This is a genomic window from Streptomyces sp. WMMB 322 (genome assembly GCF_900090145.1).
GTDB lineage: Bacteria > Actinomycetota > Actinomycetes > Streptomycetales > Streptomycetaceae > Streptomyces.
Window position 1 is genome coordinate 53,387 of record NZ_FMHI01000001.1, and the last position, 15,881, is coordinate 69,267.

At 72.0% G+C, this 15,881-nt stretch carries 15 protein-coding genes; 6 read left to right on the plus strand and 9 right to left on the minus strand.

Annotated features, from left to right (window positions below; genetic code table 11):
- Positions 1–25: 25 nt before the first annotated feature.
- On the plus strand, positions 26–2,170 hold the full coding sequence (locus H180DRAFT_RS00250) for a TIM barrel protein (RefSeq protein ID WP_368073099.1): 2,145 nt from the start codon (positions 26–28) through the stop codon (positions 2,168–2,170).
- Positions 2,171–2,536: 366 nt separating this feature from the next.
- Positions 2,537–3,643, plus strand: a complete 1,107-nt coding sequence (locus H180DRAFT_RS00255) for an aminotransferase class V-fold PLP-dependent enzyme (protein WP_055483929.1) — start codon at positions 2,537–2,539, stop codon at positions 3,641–3,643.
- Between the two features lies 1 nt (position 3,644).
- Here H180DRAFT_RS00255 and H180DRAFT_RS00260 read toward each other — a convergent pair whose 3' ends face one another.
- Positions 3,645–4,379 carry a DUF4097 family beta strand repeat-containing protein gene (locus H180DRAFT_RS00260; protein ID WP_055483930.1) on the minus strand — a complete coding sequence of 245 codons (735 nt, stop codon included), beginning with the start codon at positions 4,377–4,379 and terminating at the stop codon, positions 3,645–3,647.
- A gap of 219 nt (positions 4,380–4,598) precedes the next feature.
- Here H180DRAFT_RS00260 and H180DRAFT_RS00265 point away from each other — a divergent pair, with 219 nt between their 5' ends.
- Together H180DRAFT_RS00265 and H180DRAFT_RS00270 are read left to right on the plus strand one after the other, a co-directional pair.
- Complete coding sequence (locus H180DRAFT_RS00265; RefSeq protein WP_055483931.1) at positions 4,599–5,453, plus strand: class I SAM-dependent methyltransferase; 855 nt, start codon at positions 4,599–4,601, stop codon at positions 5,451–5,453.
- Between the two features lie 160 nt (positions 5,454–5,613).
- On the plus strand, positions 5,614–6,807 hold the full coding sequence (locus H180DRAFT_RS00270; RefSeq protein ID WP_055483932.1) for a MerR family transcriptional regulator: 1,194 nt from the start codon (positions 5,614–5,616) through the stop codon (positions 6,805–6,807).
- 69 nt (positions 6,808–6,876) lie between these two features.
- Here the strand turns inward: H180DRAFT_RS00270 and H180DRAFT_RS00275 are convergent, their stop codons facing one another.
- The 4 genes from H180DRAFT_RS00275 to H180DRAFT_RS00290 all read right to left on the minus strand — a co-directional run bounded on the left by H180DRAFT_RS00275 (position 6,877) and on the right by H180DRAFT_RS00290 (position 10,357).
- Positions 6,877–7,299 (minus strand): ankyrin repeat domain-containing protein, encoded by a 423-nt coding sequence (locus H180DRAFT_RS00275; protein WP_055483933.1) that lies wholly within the window; start codon positions 7,297–7,299, stop codon positions 6,877–6,879.
- Between the two features lie 169 nt (positions 7,300–7,468).
- The gene (locus tag H180DRAFT_RS00280; protein ID WP_055483934.1) at positions 7,469–8,167 is read right to left on the minus strand and encodes an HAD family hydrolase; all 699 of its coding nucleotides are present in this window, start codon (positions 8,165–8,167) and stop codon (positions 7,469–7,471) included.
- Between the two features lie 110 nt (positions 8,168–8,277).
- Positions 8,278–9,348: an aminoglycoside phosphotransferase family protein gene (locus tag H180DRAFT_RS00285; RefSeq protein WP_055483935.1), complete on the minus strand. Its 1,071-nt coding sequence runs from the start codon at positions 9,346–9,348 to the stop codon at positions 8,278–8,280.
- Positions 9,349–9,481: 133 nt separating this feature from the next.
- Positions 9,482–10,357: a winged helix-turn-helix domain-containing protein gene (locus tag H180DRAFT_RS00290; protein ID WP_055483936.1), complete on the minus strand. Its 876-nt coding sequence runs from the start codon at positions 10,355–10,357 to the stop codon at positions 9,482–9,484.
- A 229-nt stretch (positions 10,358–10,586) separates the two neighbouring features.
- Here H180DRAFT_RS00290 and H180DRAFT_RS29645 point away from each other — a divergent pair, with 229 nt between their 5' ends.
- The gene (locus H180DRAFT_RS29645) at positions 10,587–10,763 is read left to right on the plus strand and encodes a hypothetical protein (protein ID WP_175437697.1); all 177 of its coding nucleotides are present in this window, start codon (positions 10,587–10,589) and stop codon (positions 10,761–10,763) included.
- A 141-nt stretch (positions 10,764–10,904) separates the two neighbouring features.
- On the opposite strand, the gene H180DRAFT_RS00295 is transcribed toward H180DRAFT_RS29645, so the two are convergent.
- The 3 genes from H180DRAFT_RS00295 to H180DRAFT_RS00305 all read right to left on the minus strand — a co-directional run bounded on the left by H180DRAFT_RS00295 (position 10,905) and on the right by H180DRAFT_RS00305 (position 14,109).
- Positions 10,905–12,155 (minus strand): GNAT family N-acetyltransferase, encoded by a 1,251-nt coding sequence (locus tag H180DRAFT_RS00295; protein ID WP_055484411.1) that lies wholly within the window; start codon positions 12,153–12,155, stop codon positions 10,905–10,907.
- Between the two features lie 182 nt (positions 12,156–12,337).
- Positions 12,338–13,300 (minus strand): asparaginase, encoded by a 963-nt coding sequence (locus tag H180DRAFT_RS00300; protein WP_055483937.1) that lies wholly within the window; start codon positions 13,298–13,300, stop codon positions 12,338–12,340.
- A gap of 263 nt (positions 13,301–13,563) precedes the next feature.
- A complete protein-coding gene (locus H180DRAFT_RS00305; RefSeq protein ID WP_055483938.1) occupies positions 13,564–14,109 on the minus strand; it encodes an RsiG family protein in 546 nt (181 codons plus the stop codon).
- A 160-nt stretch (positions 14,110–14,269) separates the two neighbouring features.
- On the opposite strand from H180DRAFT_RS00305, the gene dtd reads away from it, so the two are divergent.
- Positions 14,270–14,695 carry a D-aminoacyl-tRNA deacylase gene (dtd, locus tag H180DRAFT_RS00310; protein ID WP_055483939.1) on the plus strand — a complete coding sequence of 142 codons (426 nt, stop codon included), beginning with the start codon at positions 14,270–14,272 and terminating at the stop codon, positions 14,693–14,695.
- A 129-nt stretch (positions 14,696–14,824) separates the two neighbouring features.
- Here the strand turns inward: dtd and H180DRAFT_RS00315 are convergent, their stop codons facing one another.
- Positions 14,825–15,796: a CAF17-like 4Fe-4S cluster assembly/insertion protein YgfZ gene (locus H180DRAFT_RS00315; protein WP_055483940.1), complete on the minus strand. Its 972-nt coding sequence runs from the start codon at positions 15,794–15,796 to the stop codon at positions 14,825–14,827.
- Positions 15,797–15,881: the final 85 nt, after the last annotated feature.

Below are 15,881 nucleotides of genomic sequence, written 5' to 3' on the forward strand. Positions count from 1 at the left end.
CGGCAGCCGGCACCAAGGAGCACGCATGAAGCCGTCCAGGTCTTCCCCGCCCGCCACACCACCCGTCGCGGCCTCCGCCACACCACCCGTCGCGACCTCCGCCACACCACCCGTCGCGCCCTCCGCCACATCGCCCGTCGCACCGGCGGGGCCGTCGTCGTCGGCACGGCCTCACGCACGCAAGGGCATCGCGACCGTGTGCCTCTCCGGCATGCTGGAGGACAAGCTGCGGGCGGCGGCCGCGGCGGGCTTCGAAGGTGTCGAGATATTCGAGAACGACCTCGTCGTCTCGGCGATGTCACCGGAGAGCGTCGGCGCCCTCTGCGCGGACCTCGGGCTGACCGTCGATCTCTACCAGCCCTTCCGCGACTTCGAGGCCGTGCCGGAAGCCCTGCACTCCGCCAACCTCCGCCGCGCTGAACGGAAGTTCGACCTGATGGAGCGGCTGGGCGCGGACACGGTGCTCGTGTGCTCCACGCTCTCGCCGCACGCCACGGACGACGACGGCCTCGCCGCCGCACAACTGCGCGCGCTGGCCGACCGCGCCGCGACGCGAGGGATGCGCGTCGCCTACGAGGCCCTGGCCTGGGGCCGCTTCGTCAACAGCTGGGAACACTCCTGGCAGATCGTTCGCAGGGCGGACCACCCGAACCTCGGGCTGTGCCTGGACAGCTTCCACGTGCTCTCCCGCGACCCCGCACCGGTGGGCATCGACACCGTCGACGCGGACAAGCTCTTCTTCCTCCAGCTCGCCGACGCCCCGCGTCTCGACATGGACGTACTGCAGTGGTCCAGGCACCACCGCCTCTTCCCCGGCCAGGGCTCCTTCGACCTGCCGGGCTTCGTCGCCCAGGTGCTCGCCGCCGGGTACGAGGGGCCGCTGTCGCTGGAGGTGTTCAACGACGTCTTCCGGCAGACCGACCCCGGGCCCGCCGCCGTCGACGGGATGCGGTCGCTGGTCGCGCTCGAAGAGGCCGTCGCCGGGCACCGGTACGAGCCCTCGGACGGCCGGGAGCGCCGCCGGACCGGCCTCGCGGCGCCGCCCTCCGCGCCCGGGCTCCTCGGGCACGCCTTCGTCGAACTCGCCGTGGACGACCGGTCCGCTCCGCAGGTCTCCGGCGCGCTGGCCGCGCTGGGCTTCGTCCGCACCGGGCGCCACCGCTCCAAGCCCGTCGACCTGTGGCAGCAGGGCGGCAGCAACGTCGTGCTCAACAGGCAGGAAAGCGCCGGGGGTTCGCACGGAACGGGAGCCGCCGGCGCGGAGCCCGCCGCCGGTGACCCGGCTGCCGGAACCGGAGCGGCCGGGGCAGCCGCAGATGCGCCCGGCCGGGCGGAACTCGTGGCCCTCGCCGTCGAGAGCCGCGACCCGGAGCAGTCCGCACGCCGGGCCGAGGCCCTCCTCGCCACGCCCCTGCCCCGCAGGCGCGGCCCCGAGGAGGCCGAACTCACCGCGGTCGCCGCCCCGGACGGCACCCAGCTGTTCTTCTGTCCCGGCGGGGAGGCGCCCGGCCCGGACTGGCGGGCGGACTTCGTCCCCACGGGCCCCGCCGCCGCCGGCCCGGACCAGGACCGTCCCGCCGCAGGGGCCGCCGCCGCACCCGGAGCCCTCGGACGCATCGACCACGTCGCGCTGGCACAGCCGAACGACCAGTTCACCGGGTCGATGACCTTCTACCAGTCCGTGCTCGACCTGCGGGAGCGGGACTCCGCCGAGTACGGGGCGCCCTTCGGCCTGGTCCGCAGCCGCACCGTCGCCAACGCGTCCGGCGAGGTGCGGATAGCCATGCACGGCGCACTGCTGCGCCGCGGAGGCTGGGCGCCCTCGGTGCCGGACCCGGAACACGTCGCGTTCACGACCGACGACGTCTTCGCCGCCGCTCGCAGCGCCCGCGACCGGGGCCTGGAGATCCTGCCCGTCACCGGCAACTACTACGACGACCTGGACGCCCGCTACGCGCCGGACCCCGTGCTGCTGCGCGACCTGCGGGAGCTCAACATCCTCTACGACCGGGACGAGCACGGCGAGTTCTTCCACTTCTGCACCGGCATCCTCGGCTCGCGCGTCTTCTTCGAAGTGGTGCAGCGGGTGGGGGGCTACCGCGGTGACGGCGCCGCCAACGCCCCCGTACGGATGGCGGCGCACCGGCAGGCACGCAACCGGACGGAGTGACCGCGCCCTAGGGAGTGTCTGACAAATCCCTCCCCCAGCTGCCGCTGGGAGGTGCCCCCAGGCGCGCGGTGGCTTGCACGCACTCCCCCAGCCTTCGGCCGGGGGTGCCCCCACGCTGCGTTGTCGGTCGTCGGCGCAGCCCGCTGCGCTCTCTCCCCCTGGGCCTGGCGGCCCGGGAGGTACCCCCACCCTCCGCCTTGCGATCGCACGCACCAGCCACCGCGCGCCCCACACTGCTGGGGCCCACCCTGGCCGCTAGGCCCAGAGATGGACGACGCTATTTGTCAGACACCCCCTAGGCCCTCCGGTCCGCTTGCAGCAAGGTGGCACTTCCGCGCAGGCCGAGGCGGGGCGCAGTCTTGAGCAATGCAGAACATCCGGAGCGCCGGCGACCCGGCGGACAGGTCCGAGGGGCGATCCCGTCTCGCACTCGCACAGGCGGAGTTCGACCCCGATGTCGTCTACCTCAACACCGCTTCCATAGGCCTGCCGCCACAAAGCTCCCTGAACGCCTTGCGTGAGGCGGAGGAGGACTGGCGCAAGGGGACCGCCGACCCGGTGGCCTACGACATCCCGGTCGAGGCCGCCCGCGCCGGCTACGCCTCGCTCGTCGGCGTCGAACCGTCATGGGTGTCGGTGGGCAGCCAGGTCAGCGCCTTCGTCGGGCTGATCGCCGCGTCCCTGCCCGCGGGCAGCGAAGTCCTCACCGCCGCCGGGGAGTTCACCAGCGTCGTCTTCCCCTTCCACGCGCAGGCCCCTCGTGGAGTCGACGTACGCGAGGTGCCCCTGGAGTCCATCGCCGGGGAGGTGACGTCCCGCACGTCGCTTGTGGCCGTCGCGGCCGTGCAGTCCGCGGACGGCCGCCTGGCCGACCTCGACGCCCTCACCGCGGCCTGCGACGCGGTGGGCGCGCGCGTGCTGCTGGACACGACGCAGGCCGCCGGCTGGCTGCCCGTCGACGCGAGCCGGTTCGCCTACACCGTGGGCGGCGGCTACAAGTGGCTGCTGGCCCCGAGGGGCACGTGCTTTCTCACCGTGCGGCCCGAGCACGTCGACGATCTCGTTCCGCACTCGGCCGGATGGTTCGCCGGCGAGGAGCGCTGGGAGAGCCTGTACGGCGCACCCCTGCGGCTCGCGAAGGACGCACGGCGCTTCGACGTCTCCCCGGTGTGGCAGGCCTGGATCGGCCAGGAGAAGAGCCTGGAGCTGCTCAACGGCATCGGTACGGACGCACTCCGCGAGCACGCTCTCGCGCTCGCGAACCGCTTCCGCAGCGCCGTCGGCCTGCCGCCGGGCGACTCCGCGATCGTCAGCGCGGCCGTCGACTCCGGCACACCCGCCGAGCTGCGCCGTGCGGGAGTCGTCGCCAGCACCCGGGCCGGACGGATGCGGCTCGCCTTCCACCTCTACAACACCGGCGCCGACGCCGACCGGGCCGCCGAGGTCGTCGCAGGCCGCCTGGTGGAGGCCTGAGTCAGCCGGCCTTCTTGACGCGAATGGAGCCGTTCGTCGTCGTCAGGTCGAGGGTGTCGCGGCCGGACGGGTCGTTGCGGATGCCGAGCTGCTTGCTGCCGTTGCTCGTCTTCGCCGACACCTTGTAGCGGTTGTCCGGCGCGGTCACGGAGATCGCGCCGTTGGACGTCTTCGCCCGCACGTCCTGCGGCGTGCTCAGCCTGAGGTCGATCGCGCCGTTGGACGTCTCGGCCCGTACGCCGTCGCCCTTCAGGCCGCGTCCGTTGATGCGCCCGTTGGTCGTGCGCACCGCGACGCGGCCATCGACGTCGTCGAGGTCGACCGCACCGGAACGGGTGGTCACATCCACCTTGCCCACGCCTGTGAGGCTGATCCCCCCGGACGAGGTGCTGCCGCTCACCCGGACCCTCGGCGGCAGGTCGACCGTGTAGCTCACCCGGCAGTCGTCGCCACAGCCGCGCAGCACGAGGACGCCGTCCTCGACGTGGAACGTGCGCTTCTTCGGTTCGTCCCCGTCGAACTCGATCGTCCGCTTCACGGTGACCTTCGTGACGGTCTGCTTGCTGCGGAGCCGGATGGCGCCCGAATCGGTGTCCAGCCGCACGGCGCCGACCTTCTGCGACAACGTCGCGCTGTCCTCCGACGTCTCCCCGGGGATCAGCCCGCACGCCCCGAGCGTGCCCGCTCCGACTCCGGCCGCCGCGACCGCCCCGACGAGGCGGATGTGCCTGCGCATGATGTTCTCCCCGTTTTCGTCGAAGGCGGAGGCTGCTGCTGTCAGCCTTTCCCGCTCCCGTCGCCCGCCGACGCAATGGCACCCGCCCGGGCGCGGCGACGAGGCAAGCTCCCGCATCGCCCGCGGGGTTGCCCCGGGGACGCTCACGGAAGACGCGCCGGGAGTTCAGCCCGCAGCGATTCCCCCGCGGCCGGACGCCCGCCCGGGCAGGGTGTGCGCATGGAACTCGGATTCGGTGGTGACGTGGCCAGGTACTACGCCCGGTTCCGGCGCGGTTATCCGCCCGAGGTGTTCGAAGCGCTGGACGAGACTTTCGCGTTGACCCCGCAGGACACCGTCCTCGACCTGGGATGCGGCACGGGGCAGCTCACCGTCCCGCTCGCCCGCCGCGTCCGCGCAGTGATCGGCATGGACCCGGAACCCGACATGCTCCGCATGGCCAGGGAGGCCGCACCGGCCGCCGGCGGCACCGACGTCACGTGGGTACTGGGGGCGGATGCCGACGTCCCCGCACTCGGTGCGCTGCTCGGCGAACACCGCCTCGCCGCAACGGTGATCGGCCAGGCCCTGCACTGGATGCAGCACGAAGACCTGTTCGCCGCGCTCCTCCCGCTCATCCGACCGGGCGGAGGAGTCGCCGTCCTGGCCAACGGGACACCGGCATGGCTTCAGGACAGCGACTGGTCGCGTGCCCTGCGCGGCTTCCTCGAGGAGCACTTCGGTACGGAACTGAAGGACTCCTGCGGCACCGCGCGCAAGGACCGCGAGCGCTACGCCCCGGCCCTCGAAGCCGCCGGCTTCACGGACGTCCGGCACCGCGTCGTCTCCTACACGGAGGAGGTGACATGCGAAGAACTCGTCGGCGGGATCTACTCCGCACTCCCCGAACGGCAGCTGCCCGCGCCCGCGGACCGGCCCGCCTTCGCGCAGCGCGTCCGGCAGGCGCTGCCGCACCGGGAGACCTTCACGGAGCGGGTCGATGTCTCCGTGCTGACCGGCAGGAAGACCGGCGAGGCGACCGGCAGGCCGACCGGGAAGTTGCCGGGCCGGGCTGCCCCGACCGGCAGTCCTTGACCTTGTCCTTGGGGGAGGCCGCAGCATCGGCGTGCCGGGCGACGGGCCCGGCGTGGGGAGGAGCGGCATGGGTGAGAGCAGGGGCACTCCGTCCGGCGCGGGCGGCGCGGGCGCTCAGCGAGGCACGGGCGCTCAGCCAGGCGCCGGCGCTCAGCGAGGCATGGGTGCCGCGGGGCACGCAGAGGCGGGCTCGGAGGGCCTGCTGACGATCGGGGAGTTCGCGAAGGCGTCCCGGCTGTCACCGAAGGCACTGCGCCTCTACGGCGAGCTGGGTCTTCTGCTCCCCGCCCGGGTCGATCCGGTCACGGGCTACCGCCTCTACGCGCCCGGCCAGCTGGAACAGGCCCGGCTCGTCGCCTGGTTGCGCCGCCTCGGGATGCCTCTGGCCCGCATCCGTGAGCTGGACGGGCTGGACGGGCCCGCCGTCGCGCGCGAGGTGCGGGCCTACTGGGCCCAGGTCGAGGACGACCTGGCCGCCCGGCGCGACCTGGCCGCCTTCCTCATCGGCCAACTGTCACGGAAGGACACCGCCATGCCGCACACCGAGAGACCACTCGCCATCCGGTACGCCGCGCTGACCGACGCCGGCCTCGAACGGGAGAGCAACCAGGACGCGGCGTACGCCGGTTCCAGGCTGCTCGCCGTCGCCGACGGCTTCGGCGGCAGCGGCGGCACCGCCGGCGCCGCCGCCATCGACGCGCTCAAGCAGCTCGAACAGGGCAGCATCCCGGCGGCGGACCTGCTCAACGTCCTCGACGAGACGCTGACGTCCGTCGACCGCGCGGTCGGCGAGGCCGTGGCCCCGGAGACGGGCGGGGACACGAACACCGGCACGGACGGCGACGCGGAGGCCGGCACCACCCTCACCGCGATGCTGTGGACGGGGTCGCAGCTCGCGCTCGTGCACATCGGGGACAGCCGGGCCTATCTGCTGCGAGACGGCGACTTCTTCCAGATCACCCACGACCACACCCTCGTACGGTCCATGGTCGACGAGGGCCGCATCAGCGAGGAGGAGGCGGCCTCGCACCCGCAGCGTGCGCTGCTGATGAGGGCGTTGACCGGACGGCCCGGCGACCGTCCGGACGTACGGCTCCAGGACGTACGGGCCGGTGACCGCTACCTGCTCTGCTCGGACGGGCTGACGTCGGTCGTCCCGGAGGAGCACGTGCGGCGGACCGTCGCGGGGACGGCGGACCCGGAGACGACCGTCCGCGAGCTCGTCGCCCTGGCGAACCGGTCGGGCGGGCCCGACAACGTCAGCTGCGTCGTGGCGGATGTGACGGATGCAGCAGATGCAGTGGATGCAGCCGGTACGGCGAACGTGGCCGGCGGGGCGGAGCGGGCGCGGTAGTCCCGGGTCTGCGAACGGGGGCCGGGCCGGTACGGATTCTCCGTACCGGCCCGGCCCCGACGGCTTCCGCTACGCGCTCTCGCCGAAGAGCTCCAGCAGCTCCTTCTTCTCGAACATCCGCGCAGTCTCCACCGCGGACGGCTCGCCCGCGCGCGGGTCCGCGCCGCCCTCCAGGAGCACGCGCACGACCTCGTCCTCGCCCTTGAAGACCGCCCCCGCGATCGGCATCTGGCCCTTGTCGTTCGGCTTGTCGGGGTCGGCGCCCCGGTCCAGGAGAGCGCGCACGGCGGGGGCGTGACCGTGGTAGGCGGCGAGCATGAGCAGGGAATCACCCTTGTCGTTGGTGAGGTTCACCGGGACACCCGCGTCGACGTAGGCGGCGATCGTGTCCGTGTCGCCGTGCCGCGCCAGCCCGAAGATCTTCTGGGCGAGCTCCAGCACCTCGGGGTCGTGCGCCGGCTCGTTGCTCTGGGGCATGGGGGCGTCGGTCATCGCGTCCAGTCCTCCTCGTGCGCTGCGCCGGAGCCGGCCGCGTCGCCGGCCCCGGCAGGCCGGGTGCCCGGAAGGCGGAGGCCGTGCGCCCGGCACTGCCTCTGCCTCCCACCTTACGTACGCTTCACCGCGTGCCCACTTCCGCGCAGGGCACCCTCCCGGCGGACCGTCACACGTGCGCGCGGGGGTCCACCGTCAGCAGGACGTCCCGCAGTGAGCCGACCACGTGCCCGGCGCCGGCCGCCCGCAGCTCCTGCTCCTTGCGTTCGTTGCGCGCGTAACCGAGGAAGGCCACTCCGGCGGCCCGCGCCGCTTCCAGATCCCGGGGCGCGTCCCCGATCATCAGCGCTTCCTGCGCCGGTGTCTTGGTGGATTCCAGGGCACGCAGCAGACAGTCCGGGTCCGGCTTGAGGCGCAGCGCGCCCTCGGCGCTCCGGCCGTGGACGCGGCCCGCGAACAGCTCGTGCGTCGTACGGGTCTCCAGGTAACGCTCCACCGCCTGCTGCGAGTTGTTCGTCGTGACGGCCAGCTCCCGTCCGGTGGCGACGAGCGTGCGGATGAGCGCGTCGGCGTACGCGGTGGGGAAGGCGCCCGGCGCCGCCTGCACCTCCTCCTCGGTCAGCGCCCGCTCGATGTCCCGCGCGACGCCGCTCTCGACGAGGCCCGGCTGTTCGAAGACGGCGCGCAGTATCTCCTGGGGATCACGGGTGCCCCGCGGCAACCAGTCGGCAGCGCCGCTGTGGTGGGCCAGGGCGACCTCTTCGAGTCGTTGTGCGATGGCCGCCGGCGGACGCTTCCGGAAGAGGTGGCAGATGGGCCCGTCGAAGTCGAAGAGAACAGCTTTCGCGGCTTCGATGAGATCGCGCATTTCACTCCTCGTGCCAGGTCCGCGGCGTTGTCGGGCCCCAACTATCCCCCGCGCGGCGGACGACGTACAGCGGACCACCGGGCCCGGAAGGCCCGGAAGGGGCCGGGTGGTCACCGAGCTGCGCAGTACGCCCTGTACGCGTCCTTGATCTGCGTGAAGCCGGGCACGGGGGGCAGTCCCGGGCACGTTCCGGCCTGGGTGAGCACCCGCCTGACGGCCCTTGCGCTCTCGTCCAGCTGCCTCGCCCGTTCTTCGGGTGTCCTGCACGTACGGACCTTGATGGCGTGCCGCATGACGTCGGTGTAGACGGACTGCGTGCGCTTGTAAGCCAGGTAGCGGGGGAGATCGGAGTCGAGCCCCGCTGCGGCTCCCGGGAGCGACCTCTCCATGGTGGTCCGCCATCGTTCTGTGACGTCGCGTCGCTGGCGGTCGGGGTAGCGCATCAAATGCAGGTGAGTGGCGAGTTCGTAGAGCGGGTCGCCGAGCGTGGCGAGCTCCCAGTCGATCGTCCAGAGCCGGTCCGCGTCGTCCACGATGAAGTTCGCCCGGTGGAGGTCCCCGTGAACAAGGCAGAAGGGGCGGGGGGTCAGCTGTGCCGCCTCGTACATGAGCTGCGAATCCGGCGCGACGGCCGCGCCCCGGATGCCGAGCTGGGCGAAGAGCTCGCCGAACTCCGGCTGTCTCGCCTCGTAGACCTCGTCATGGGTGAAGCTGATCAGGCTCTGCAGGAACTGTGCGCAGTCCTTGAGCTGTCCGTCCCTGCGGGTGCTGATCTCCCACTGCATGACGGTCTCGGCCGGCACGCGTCCCAGTGCCCCGAACAGCTCCATGATCTGGTCCACGACACCGGCCGTCACGGGGCTGCCGGCAGGCGCAAGCCGGTTGAGCGGGTCTCCCTCGATGAAGCCGAGGACGACCGGGCCGGGGGAGCCGAGGCGAAGGACGGAAGGAATGCGCGGAATCCCGAGCCCGGGAAGAAGCAGCAGCAGTTCTTCTTCGGAGTCGAAGGAACGCCGGTCGAACCAGAGGACTTGCTCCCTCGGCTGTCCGACCTTCAGCCTCGGTGAGCCGGCGAACTCGGCGGAGTCGGGACTCACCACGTACCACTCCCGGTGGTGGCCCTGAAGCGGGCCGTCGATGGTCCCGGCACGTTCGGCCTGTCGGTATGCGTGGGACGTCATCGGCTGAGTGACTTTCTTGTGCGGGCACTGACCGGCTCGAGTGGGGGAACCTTACAGTTCCCGTCGCGGGCCGGAACAGATTTCCCCTGTTGAGGCGCCCGATCACCACGGGGTCATCACCCGGGCCGTACGGTCAGTCCGGCATCTGCGGCGTGGAGAGGTTCTCCCACAGCGAGTCGAACCAGGCCTGTGAGTGGGCCAGGAAGGCGTCGTCCTGCTTGTCGTGACCGTCCGGGCCGGCGGAGAAGCGGAAGAGGGGGCTTTCGAGCCCGAGGACGTCGAAGATCTCCAGTTCCTCGTCCCGGTAGGGCACCCGGTCGCGGACGACTGTGTAATAGCCCATCAGCGCCTCGGTGCCGTTGAGGATGTAGATCTTGTGCAGCGGCGTCGCCGCCACGGTCCGTATCTCGCACGAGACTTCGGGCACCTCGTACCTGCCCCGGAACGTACCGAAGGTGTTGCGCAGCGCCGTGGCCCACGTCCGCTGGATCTCGTGGAGACGGTCCAAGGGGCGCCGGTCGTCCGGGTCGTCGACCAGACGGGGCAGGGCGAGGTCGGCCTGAGGGCTCGGGACGATGGCACGGACCTTGATCGATCGAGGGAAGATCGTTCCGTCCACGATCGAACGGTGGGGCCGCGCCAGTGCGTTGTTCAAGGTCTCCGTCGTCAGGGAGTACGTGTCGATCGTGACGTGTTCCGCGCGGAAGGCCTCGTAGAGGCGTTCGGCCAGTTCCGTGCCGGCCGGCTTGGGTTCCTCCTGGGACGGGCCCGGCCTGGCGACGGTCGGCGGGGCTCCGCGGCCGGGGTCCGTGAGGAGCCCCTGGCGTTTGAGGTCCTGGACGGCCTGGCGGACGGCGGCGCGGTTGACGCCGAACTCTTCGGCCAGGTCCTTCTGTGTGGGGATGCGGGCCTCCGGCGGCAGTTCGCCGGAGTCGATCCGCTCACGCAGCGCTGCGGCGACCGCTTCGTGCGGGGACCGTGCGCCTTTCGCGGGGCTCGTCCTGTTCACACCATGACCGTACAACTTCGCACCAAGACGCGGGAGTTGTTGGTCAACTGTTTTCAATCTCCGGCCAAGTGGGCAGACTTCGAATAAGTTGGTGGACAACTTCGCAAGGATGGTTGCCAAGTCAAATCAGGTTTCGCCAAGTAGGCGCAGGTGCTCGCCAACACAGAGCGCTCCGGTTCCCGCCCTGTCCGACGACGTACGGGCCCGTGCTCGAACGAAGGGGGATGCCATGCCTGTGTTCGCTCTCGCTCTCGCGGCGGCCGTTATCGGATTCGAGCAACTTGTGGAGTGGCAGTTCGGCCCCGTCGGCGTCATCGGCTTCGTGCTGCTGAGCGTCGGTGTCAAGGCGAAGAACGTCACGTGCAGCTGCATCGGCGCCGTCGTACTGACGATGCTGATCGTCTGACCACGCGGCGCGCGGTACCGACCCACGCCTTCCGCGCGCCGCGTGCCGGTGCGGGTGGCGCCGCCCCGCGAACGGGGCGGCGCCACCCCGGGAACAGGGTGGTGCCTTTCGGGAACGAGGCCGCGCAAGCGGCAACCCGCGTCAGAAGATGTCCGGGCACCAGGCGCGGCGCGGCGTACGCAAGAGGGTGTCCGCCGACAGGGCGGCACCCTCGCGGCGCTCCTCGACGCGGCCCAGCGAGGCGAGCCGCACGGCGGACTCGTCGCCGAGGTAGAGGGCGCCCAACTCGGCGATGTCCAGGGCGAGATCGGGGTCTTCGTGCGTGGCCTTGCACGTCGCGCCGTCCGGGCCGGCCTCCAGCAGGTAGCGGCCGCCGGCCGGCCCTGCCTCGTCGTGGAGGTCCAGGACGAGCCTGCCCTGGACGGGGTAGCTGCGGGCCTCCAGCATCCGCGGCACGTCGAGGGGACGCAGCCACAGGAAGTCGGCGTGGGTGTCCAGCCGGGCCGCCCGCGGGTCGGGCAGCAGCAGCGGCAGCACGTCGTCGGGGGCGCGGTGCCCGGAACGTACGCGCGTGATCCAGTCGACGGAGAGCACGAAGAGCCACAGCGCGCGCTCCGCGGACGGGGTGAGGGCGGTCAGGCACTTCACCTCGGCGGTGTTGTGCGGGAGCTTGTTGTCCCAGCGTTCGCGCACGGTCCACGAGACGAAGCCCTGCGGCTCGCCCTGCGCGTCGCGGTGCACGGCGTGGAAGGGCGGTGTGAAGTCGTCCGCGGGAAACCGCAGTTGGCCGGTGTGCCGTGCCCACCAGCGGTCGGGCCGGTCGATCACGCCCTGGCGGTGCTGCTGGGTGCGGAAACGCTCGTGCAGGGCGGGTCCGACGCGGCGGATCTCCTCGCCGTCGGCGAGGTCCAGCCGGCTGCCGTCGTCCGGGCCGGAGAGCCGCGGATCGAGCCCCGAGCGCGGGACGTCGACCTCCCACTCGGAGGTCCAGGAGGCCGGGCCGAAGCCGTACCGGCCGTAGATCGGGTACTCCGCGGAGATGAGCGAGGCGAACGCGTCGCCGCGCTCCTTCGCGGCGTCCAGTGCGCTGCCCATCATGCGGGTGAGCAGGCCGCGGCGCCGGTGGGTGGGAGAGACGGTGACGTTGGTGACGGCGCAGGACGGCAGGGTGGTGCCGCCGGGGACTGTCAGCTCCTGGGAGAACGTACGGAAGGTGCCCACGCACCGGCCCCTGTCGAAGGCACCCTGCGTGCGGTCCGGGTCCACGTCGCGGCCGAGCGCCGCCGCCTCCTCCTCGGGCGCGGAGCCGCCGCGGAGAAAGCCGACGGCGAGTGCGCGGTACCACTCGGGCAGTTCGTCACGGGAGGCGAGGGTGCGGATCTCCAGGCTCATGCGCGTCACGGTATGGCCGTACGGCGGCTGCCGCACCTGCATTACGGGCCGGCCCGGCGGTACCCGGGCCGGGGTCGCCCCCGGCTCACACGCTCCTCCGGCCGGCCCACATTCTCGCCGCGGGACGTGCCGGGGCCCGTCGGTCGCCACCCGCACGGACGACGGCAGCGGAACCGCCGCCGTCAGAACGCCGCGCGCACCTCGCCGACCCGCCGGCCGCCGCCCAGCAGCGGTGAGTCCGCGATGCGCTCCAGCACGGGGGAGTCCACGCCGAGCAGGGCGAGCGTGCGGGCCAGCACGGGCCCCACCGCGCGGTTGCCGCCGTCGTAGATCTTGAAGGCGAGGGCGCGTCCGTCGGGCAGCGCCACCGCCTGCACGGACTCCGCCCCCACCTTCGCGAGCGCCCCGGGCACCTCGCTCATCAGCCAGGTGTCGATCCGCTGCGTGCCCGCCACGTACTCGGGGTGTGCACGCATCGCTTCGGCGACCCGGCCCTCGGGGCTCTCGGCGGGCGCGAGCGCGAGGTTGCGGAAGACCCGCGCCAGCCCGGCCGGTGTTATCGCCATGAGGGGGGCACCGCAGCCGTCCGTGCCGACGTGCGAGACGCGGTCACCGGAGAGGGATTCGAGCGTTTCCGCGATCAACTCCTGGAGCGGATGGGCCGGTTCGAGGTACGTCTCCAGGGGCCAGCCGTTCGCCGAGCAAGTGGCGAGCATCGCCGCGTGTTTGCCGGAGCAGTTCATCGCGAGGCGGCTGCGCGCCGCTTCCTCCGAGCCCGCGGAGACGACGGCCCGCGTCATCTCGCCCTGGTCGAGGGGTAGTTCGGGCGGGCACTGCAGAAGGTCCTCGGTCAGGCCGTGTTCGGCGAGCATCTTGCCCACGAGCTCCAGATGGAACGGTTCTCCCGAGTGGCTCGCGGTGGCCAGCGCCAGCCGCGGTCCGCGGAGTTCGAGCCCTGCCCGCAGCATCGCGGCGGCCTGCACCGGCTTGTTGGACGACCGCGGGAAGAAGGGGGCGCCGGGGTCGCCCATGGACAGCTCGACGCTGCCGTCGGCGGCGAGCACGATCAGCGAGCCGCGGTGGTGTCCCTCGACGAAACCGGAGCGTACGACCTCGGCGAGTACGGGGGGCGTCTCGGACGGCATGGGCGGGAGCCTTTCAGTTCACCGACCCGCTCCCGGCTTCGTCCTCCGGCAGCCCCGGTCAGCCCCGGGCAGCTCCAGGCAGCTCCAAGGCATCCCCGGGCCTCTCCGGTCTCCTCCCGGGTCCTTCGGCCCCGGCCCTCCGGGGTCGGGCCCGCACGCGGGCCCCGGGCGGGCCGGGGCGCGGTGCGTGCGGGGCCGCGTGGGCCCTCGGCCGGGGATCCCGGCGGTTCAGGGGGGCGGGGACTGCCGGGAGTGCAGGGGACTCAGGGGAGCAGGTCGTCCACTTGCGCTTCGCCCTCACGGTACCTGCGTGCGATCTCCTTGCTGCATCCGTCCGCCGTGCGCTGCGTCACCTGCCGCCGCTGCGAGACCTGCTGCTCGTAGCCGACGAGACGGGCCATCGCGTCGTGCAGCTCCTGGTCGGTGCGGGCGGTCAGGTCGCTCAGCTCGACCTGCGCCAGCATCTCCTCGGCCAGGGAGCGGTATTCGTCGCTCTGCGGTGTGCTCAGCGTCACGTGCCGAGCGGAGCTGCGCTGGCTGGACGGGCCGTCCGCCAGGATCTGCGGCAGCAGGTCCAGCAGCGGCGAGCCGGGGGCGCTGCGCCGCGTGAGTTCGGCACGGAGGATGTCGATGCGCCCCTGGAGCAGCCGTCGTACGTAACTGAGCTCGCCCTCCTCCTGTTTGGCGTCCCGCAGGAGGGCGCGCAGCTGGGGCAGTTGCATCCCGGACAGCTCGGGCACCTCGGCGGGCCCGGCCGGTCCGGAGGCGGTGGCCTGGCTGGGGGTACGGGCGGCGCCGGTTGCGCTCATGGAAGGTGTCCCCTTCATCCTTATTGCCCCAATGGCGATGAGAGCAGCGGTACGTACCGCGTGTACGCATCGTGCCACTGCGGGGTGCTTCGGTGCAGCGATCTCACACCCATCCGGACCATACGAACAGATCGCCGAGCCGCAGTGCATGATGGCTGCCATGCGAGCTGTGGTGCAGAGAGTGGACGGCGCAAGTGTCGTCGTGGACGGACGGACGACCGGGGAGATCGCCGGCGAGGGACTGTGCGTGCTGGTCGGCGTGACCCACGACGACACGACGGCCAAGGCCGCTCAACTGGCCCGCAAGCTCTGGTCGTTGAGGATCCTCGATGGCGAGAAGTCCTGCTCGGACGTGGGTGCGCCGCTCCTCGTCGTCAGCCAGTTCACGCTCTACGGCGACGCGCGCAAGGGCCGCCGCCCCACGTGGAATGCAGCGGCCCCCGGCCCCGTCGCGGAACCCCTGGTGGACGAAGTGGTGGAGCAGCTGCGGGAATTGGGGGCCGAGGTGGCCACGGGCAGCTTCGGCGCGAAGATGAGGGTGACGCTGACGAACGACGGCCCGTTCACGGTGCTGCTCGAGGTCTGAACACTCCCGGTGCTGCTCGGGAGCCGACCCCTCCCGGCGCCGCTCGGGAGCCGACCCGTTCGGTCCCTGCGGCCCAGAGGCCCGGAGAGCAGAGGCCCGGAGACCAGAGGCCGGGAGCCCGGCCCTCCGTCAGGGCGCGACGACGACCTCCTGCGCCGCTGCCGTCGCGTCCTCGCCGACCGCCAGCGCCGCGTCCACGGGCACGTTGCGCTTGACCAACGCCAGTGCGATGGGCCCGAGTTCGTGGTGCCGGGCGGAGGTGGTGACGAAGCCGAGCTTGCGACCGTCCGGTCCGTCGCCGGCGAGCCGCACGGCGTCCCCGTGCACGGGGAGGCGCACCTCGCTGCCGTCGAGGTGGAGGAAGACGAGCCGCCGGGGAGGCTTGCCGAGGTTGTTCACGCGGGCGACGGTCTCCTGGCCGCGGTAGCAGCCCTTCTCGAGATGCACGGCCGTGCCCAGCCATCCCAGCTCGTGCGGGATCGTGCGGTGGTCGGTCTCCATGCCCAGCCGCGGGCGGCGGTCCTCGACGCGGAGCGCCTCGTACGCGAGCAGGCCGATCGCCGCGGGGCCGGACTCCGCGAAGGACTTCAGGGAGGAGCGGGGCAGGAACAGGTCACGGCCGTGCGCCGTCTCCCGTACGACGGTCCCTTCCGGCGCCTCCGTGATGGAGCCCGCCGGCAGGTGCACGACGGCGACCTCCTCGGTCCGGTCGGCGATTTCGACGCGGTAGAAGAACCGCATGCTCTCCAGGTACGCGATCAGCGCGCCCTGTGTGCCGGGTTCGGTGTGCATCCACACCGTCTCCCCGTCGTCGACGAGGTAGAGCGCGTGCTCGATGTGTCCGTTCGCCGAGAGGATCAGGGCCTCCGTGGCGTGCCCCGCCGGGAGTTCGCTGACGTGCTGCGTCAGCAGCAGATGCAGCCAGGAGAGCCGGTCCGCGCCGGAGACGGTGACGACCCCGCGGTGGGAGAGGTCGACGAAGCCCTCGCCCTCGGCCAGGGACCGCTGTTCCCGGAAGAGGTCGCCGTAGTGCGCGGCGACACCTTCGTCCTGGCCCTCGGCGGCGACGGCGCCGGGCAACGACAGCAGGGGGGAATTCATGCGGCATCACCGGACAGCACGAGGAGGCAGCGGATGGGGGTACCCCCAGGGCCACAAGGCCCAAGGGGGAGGTTGGAGGACATAC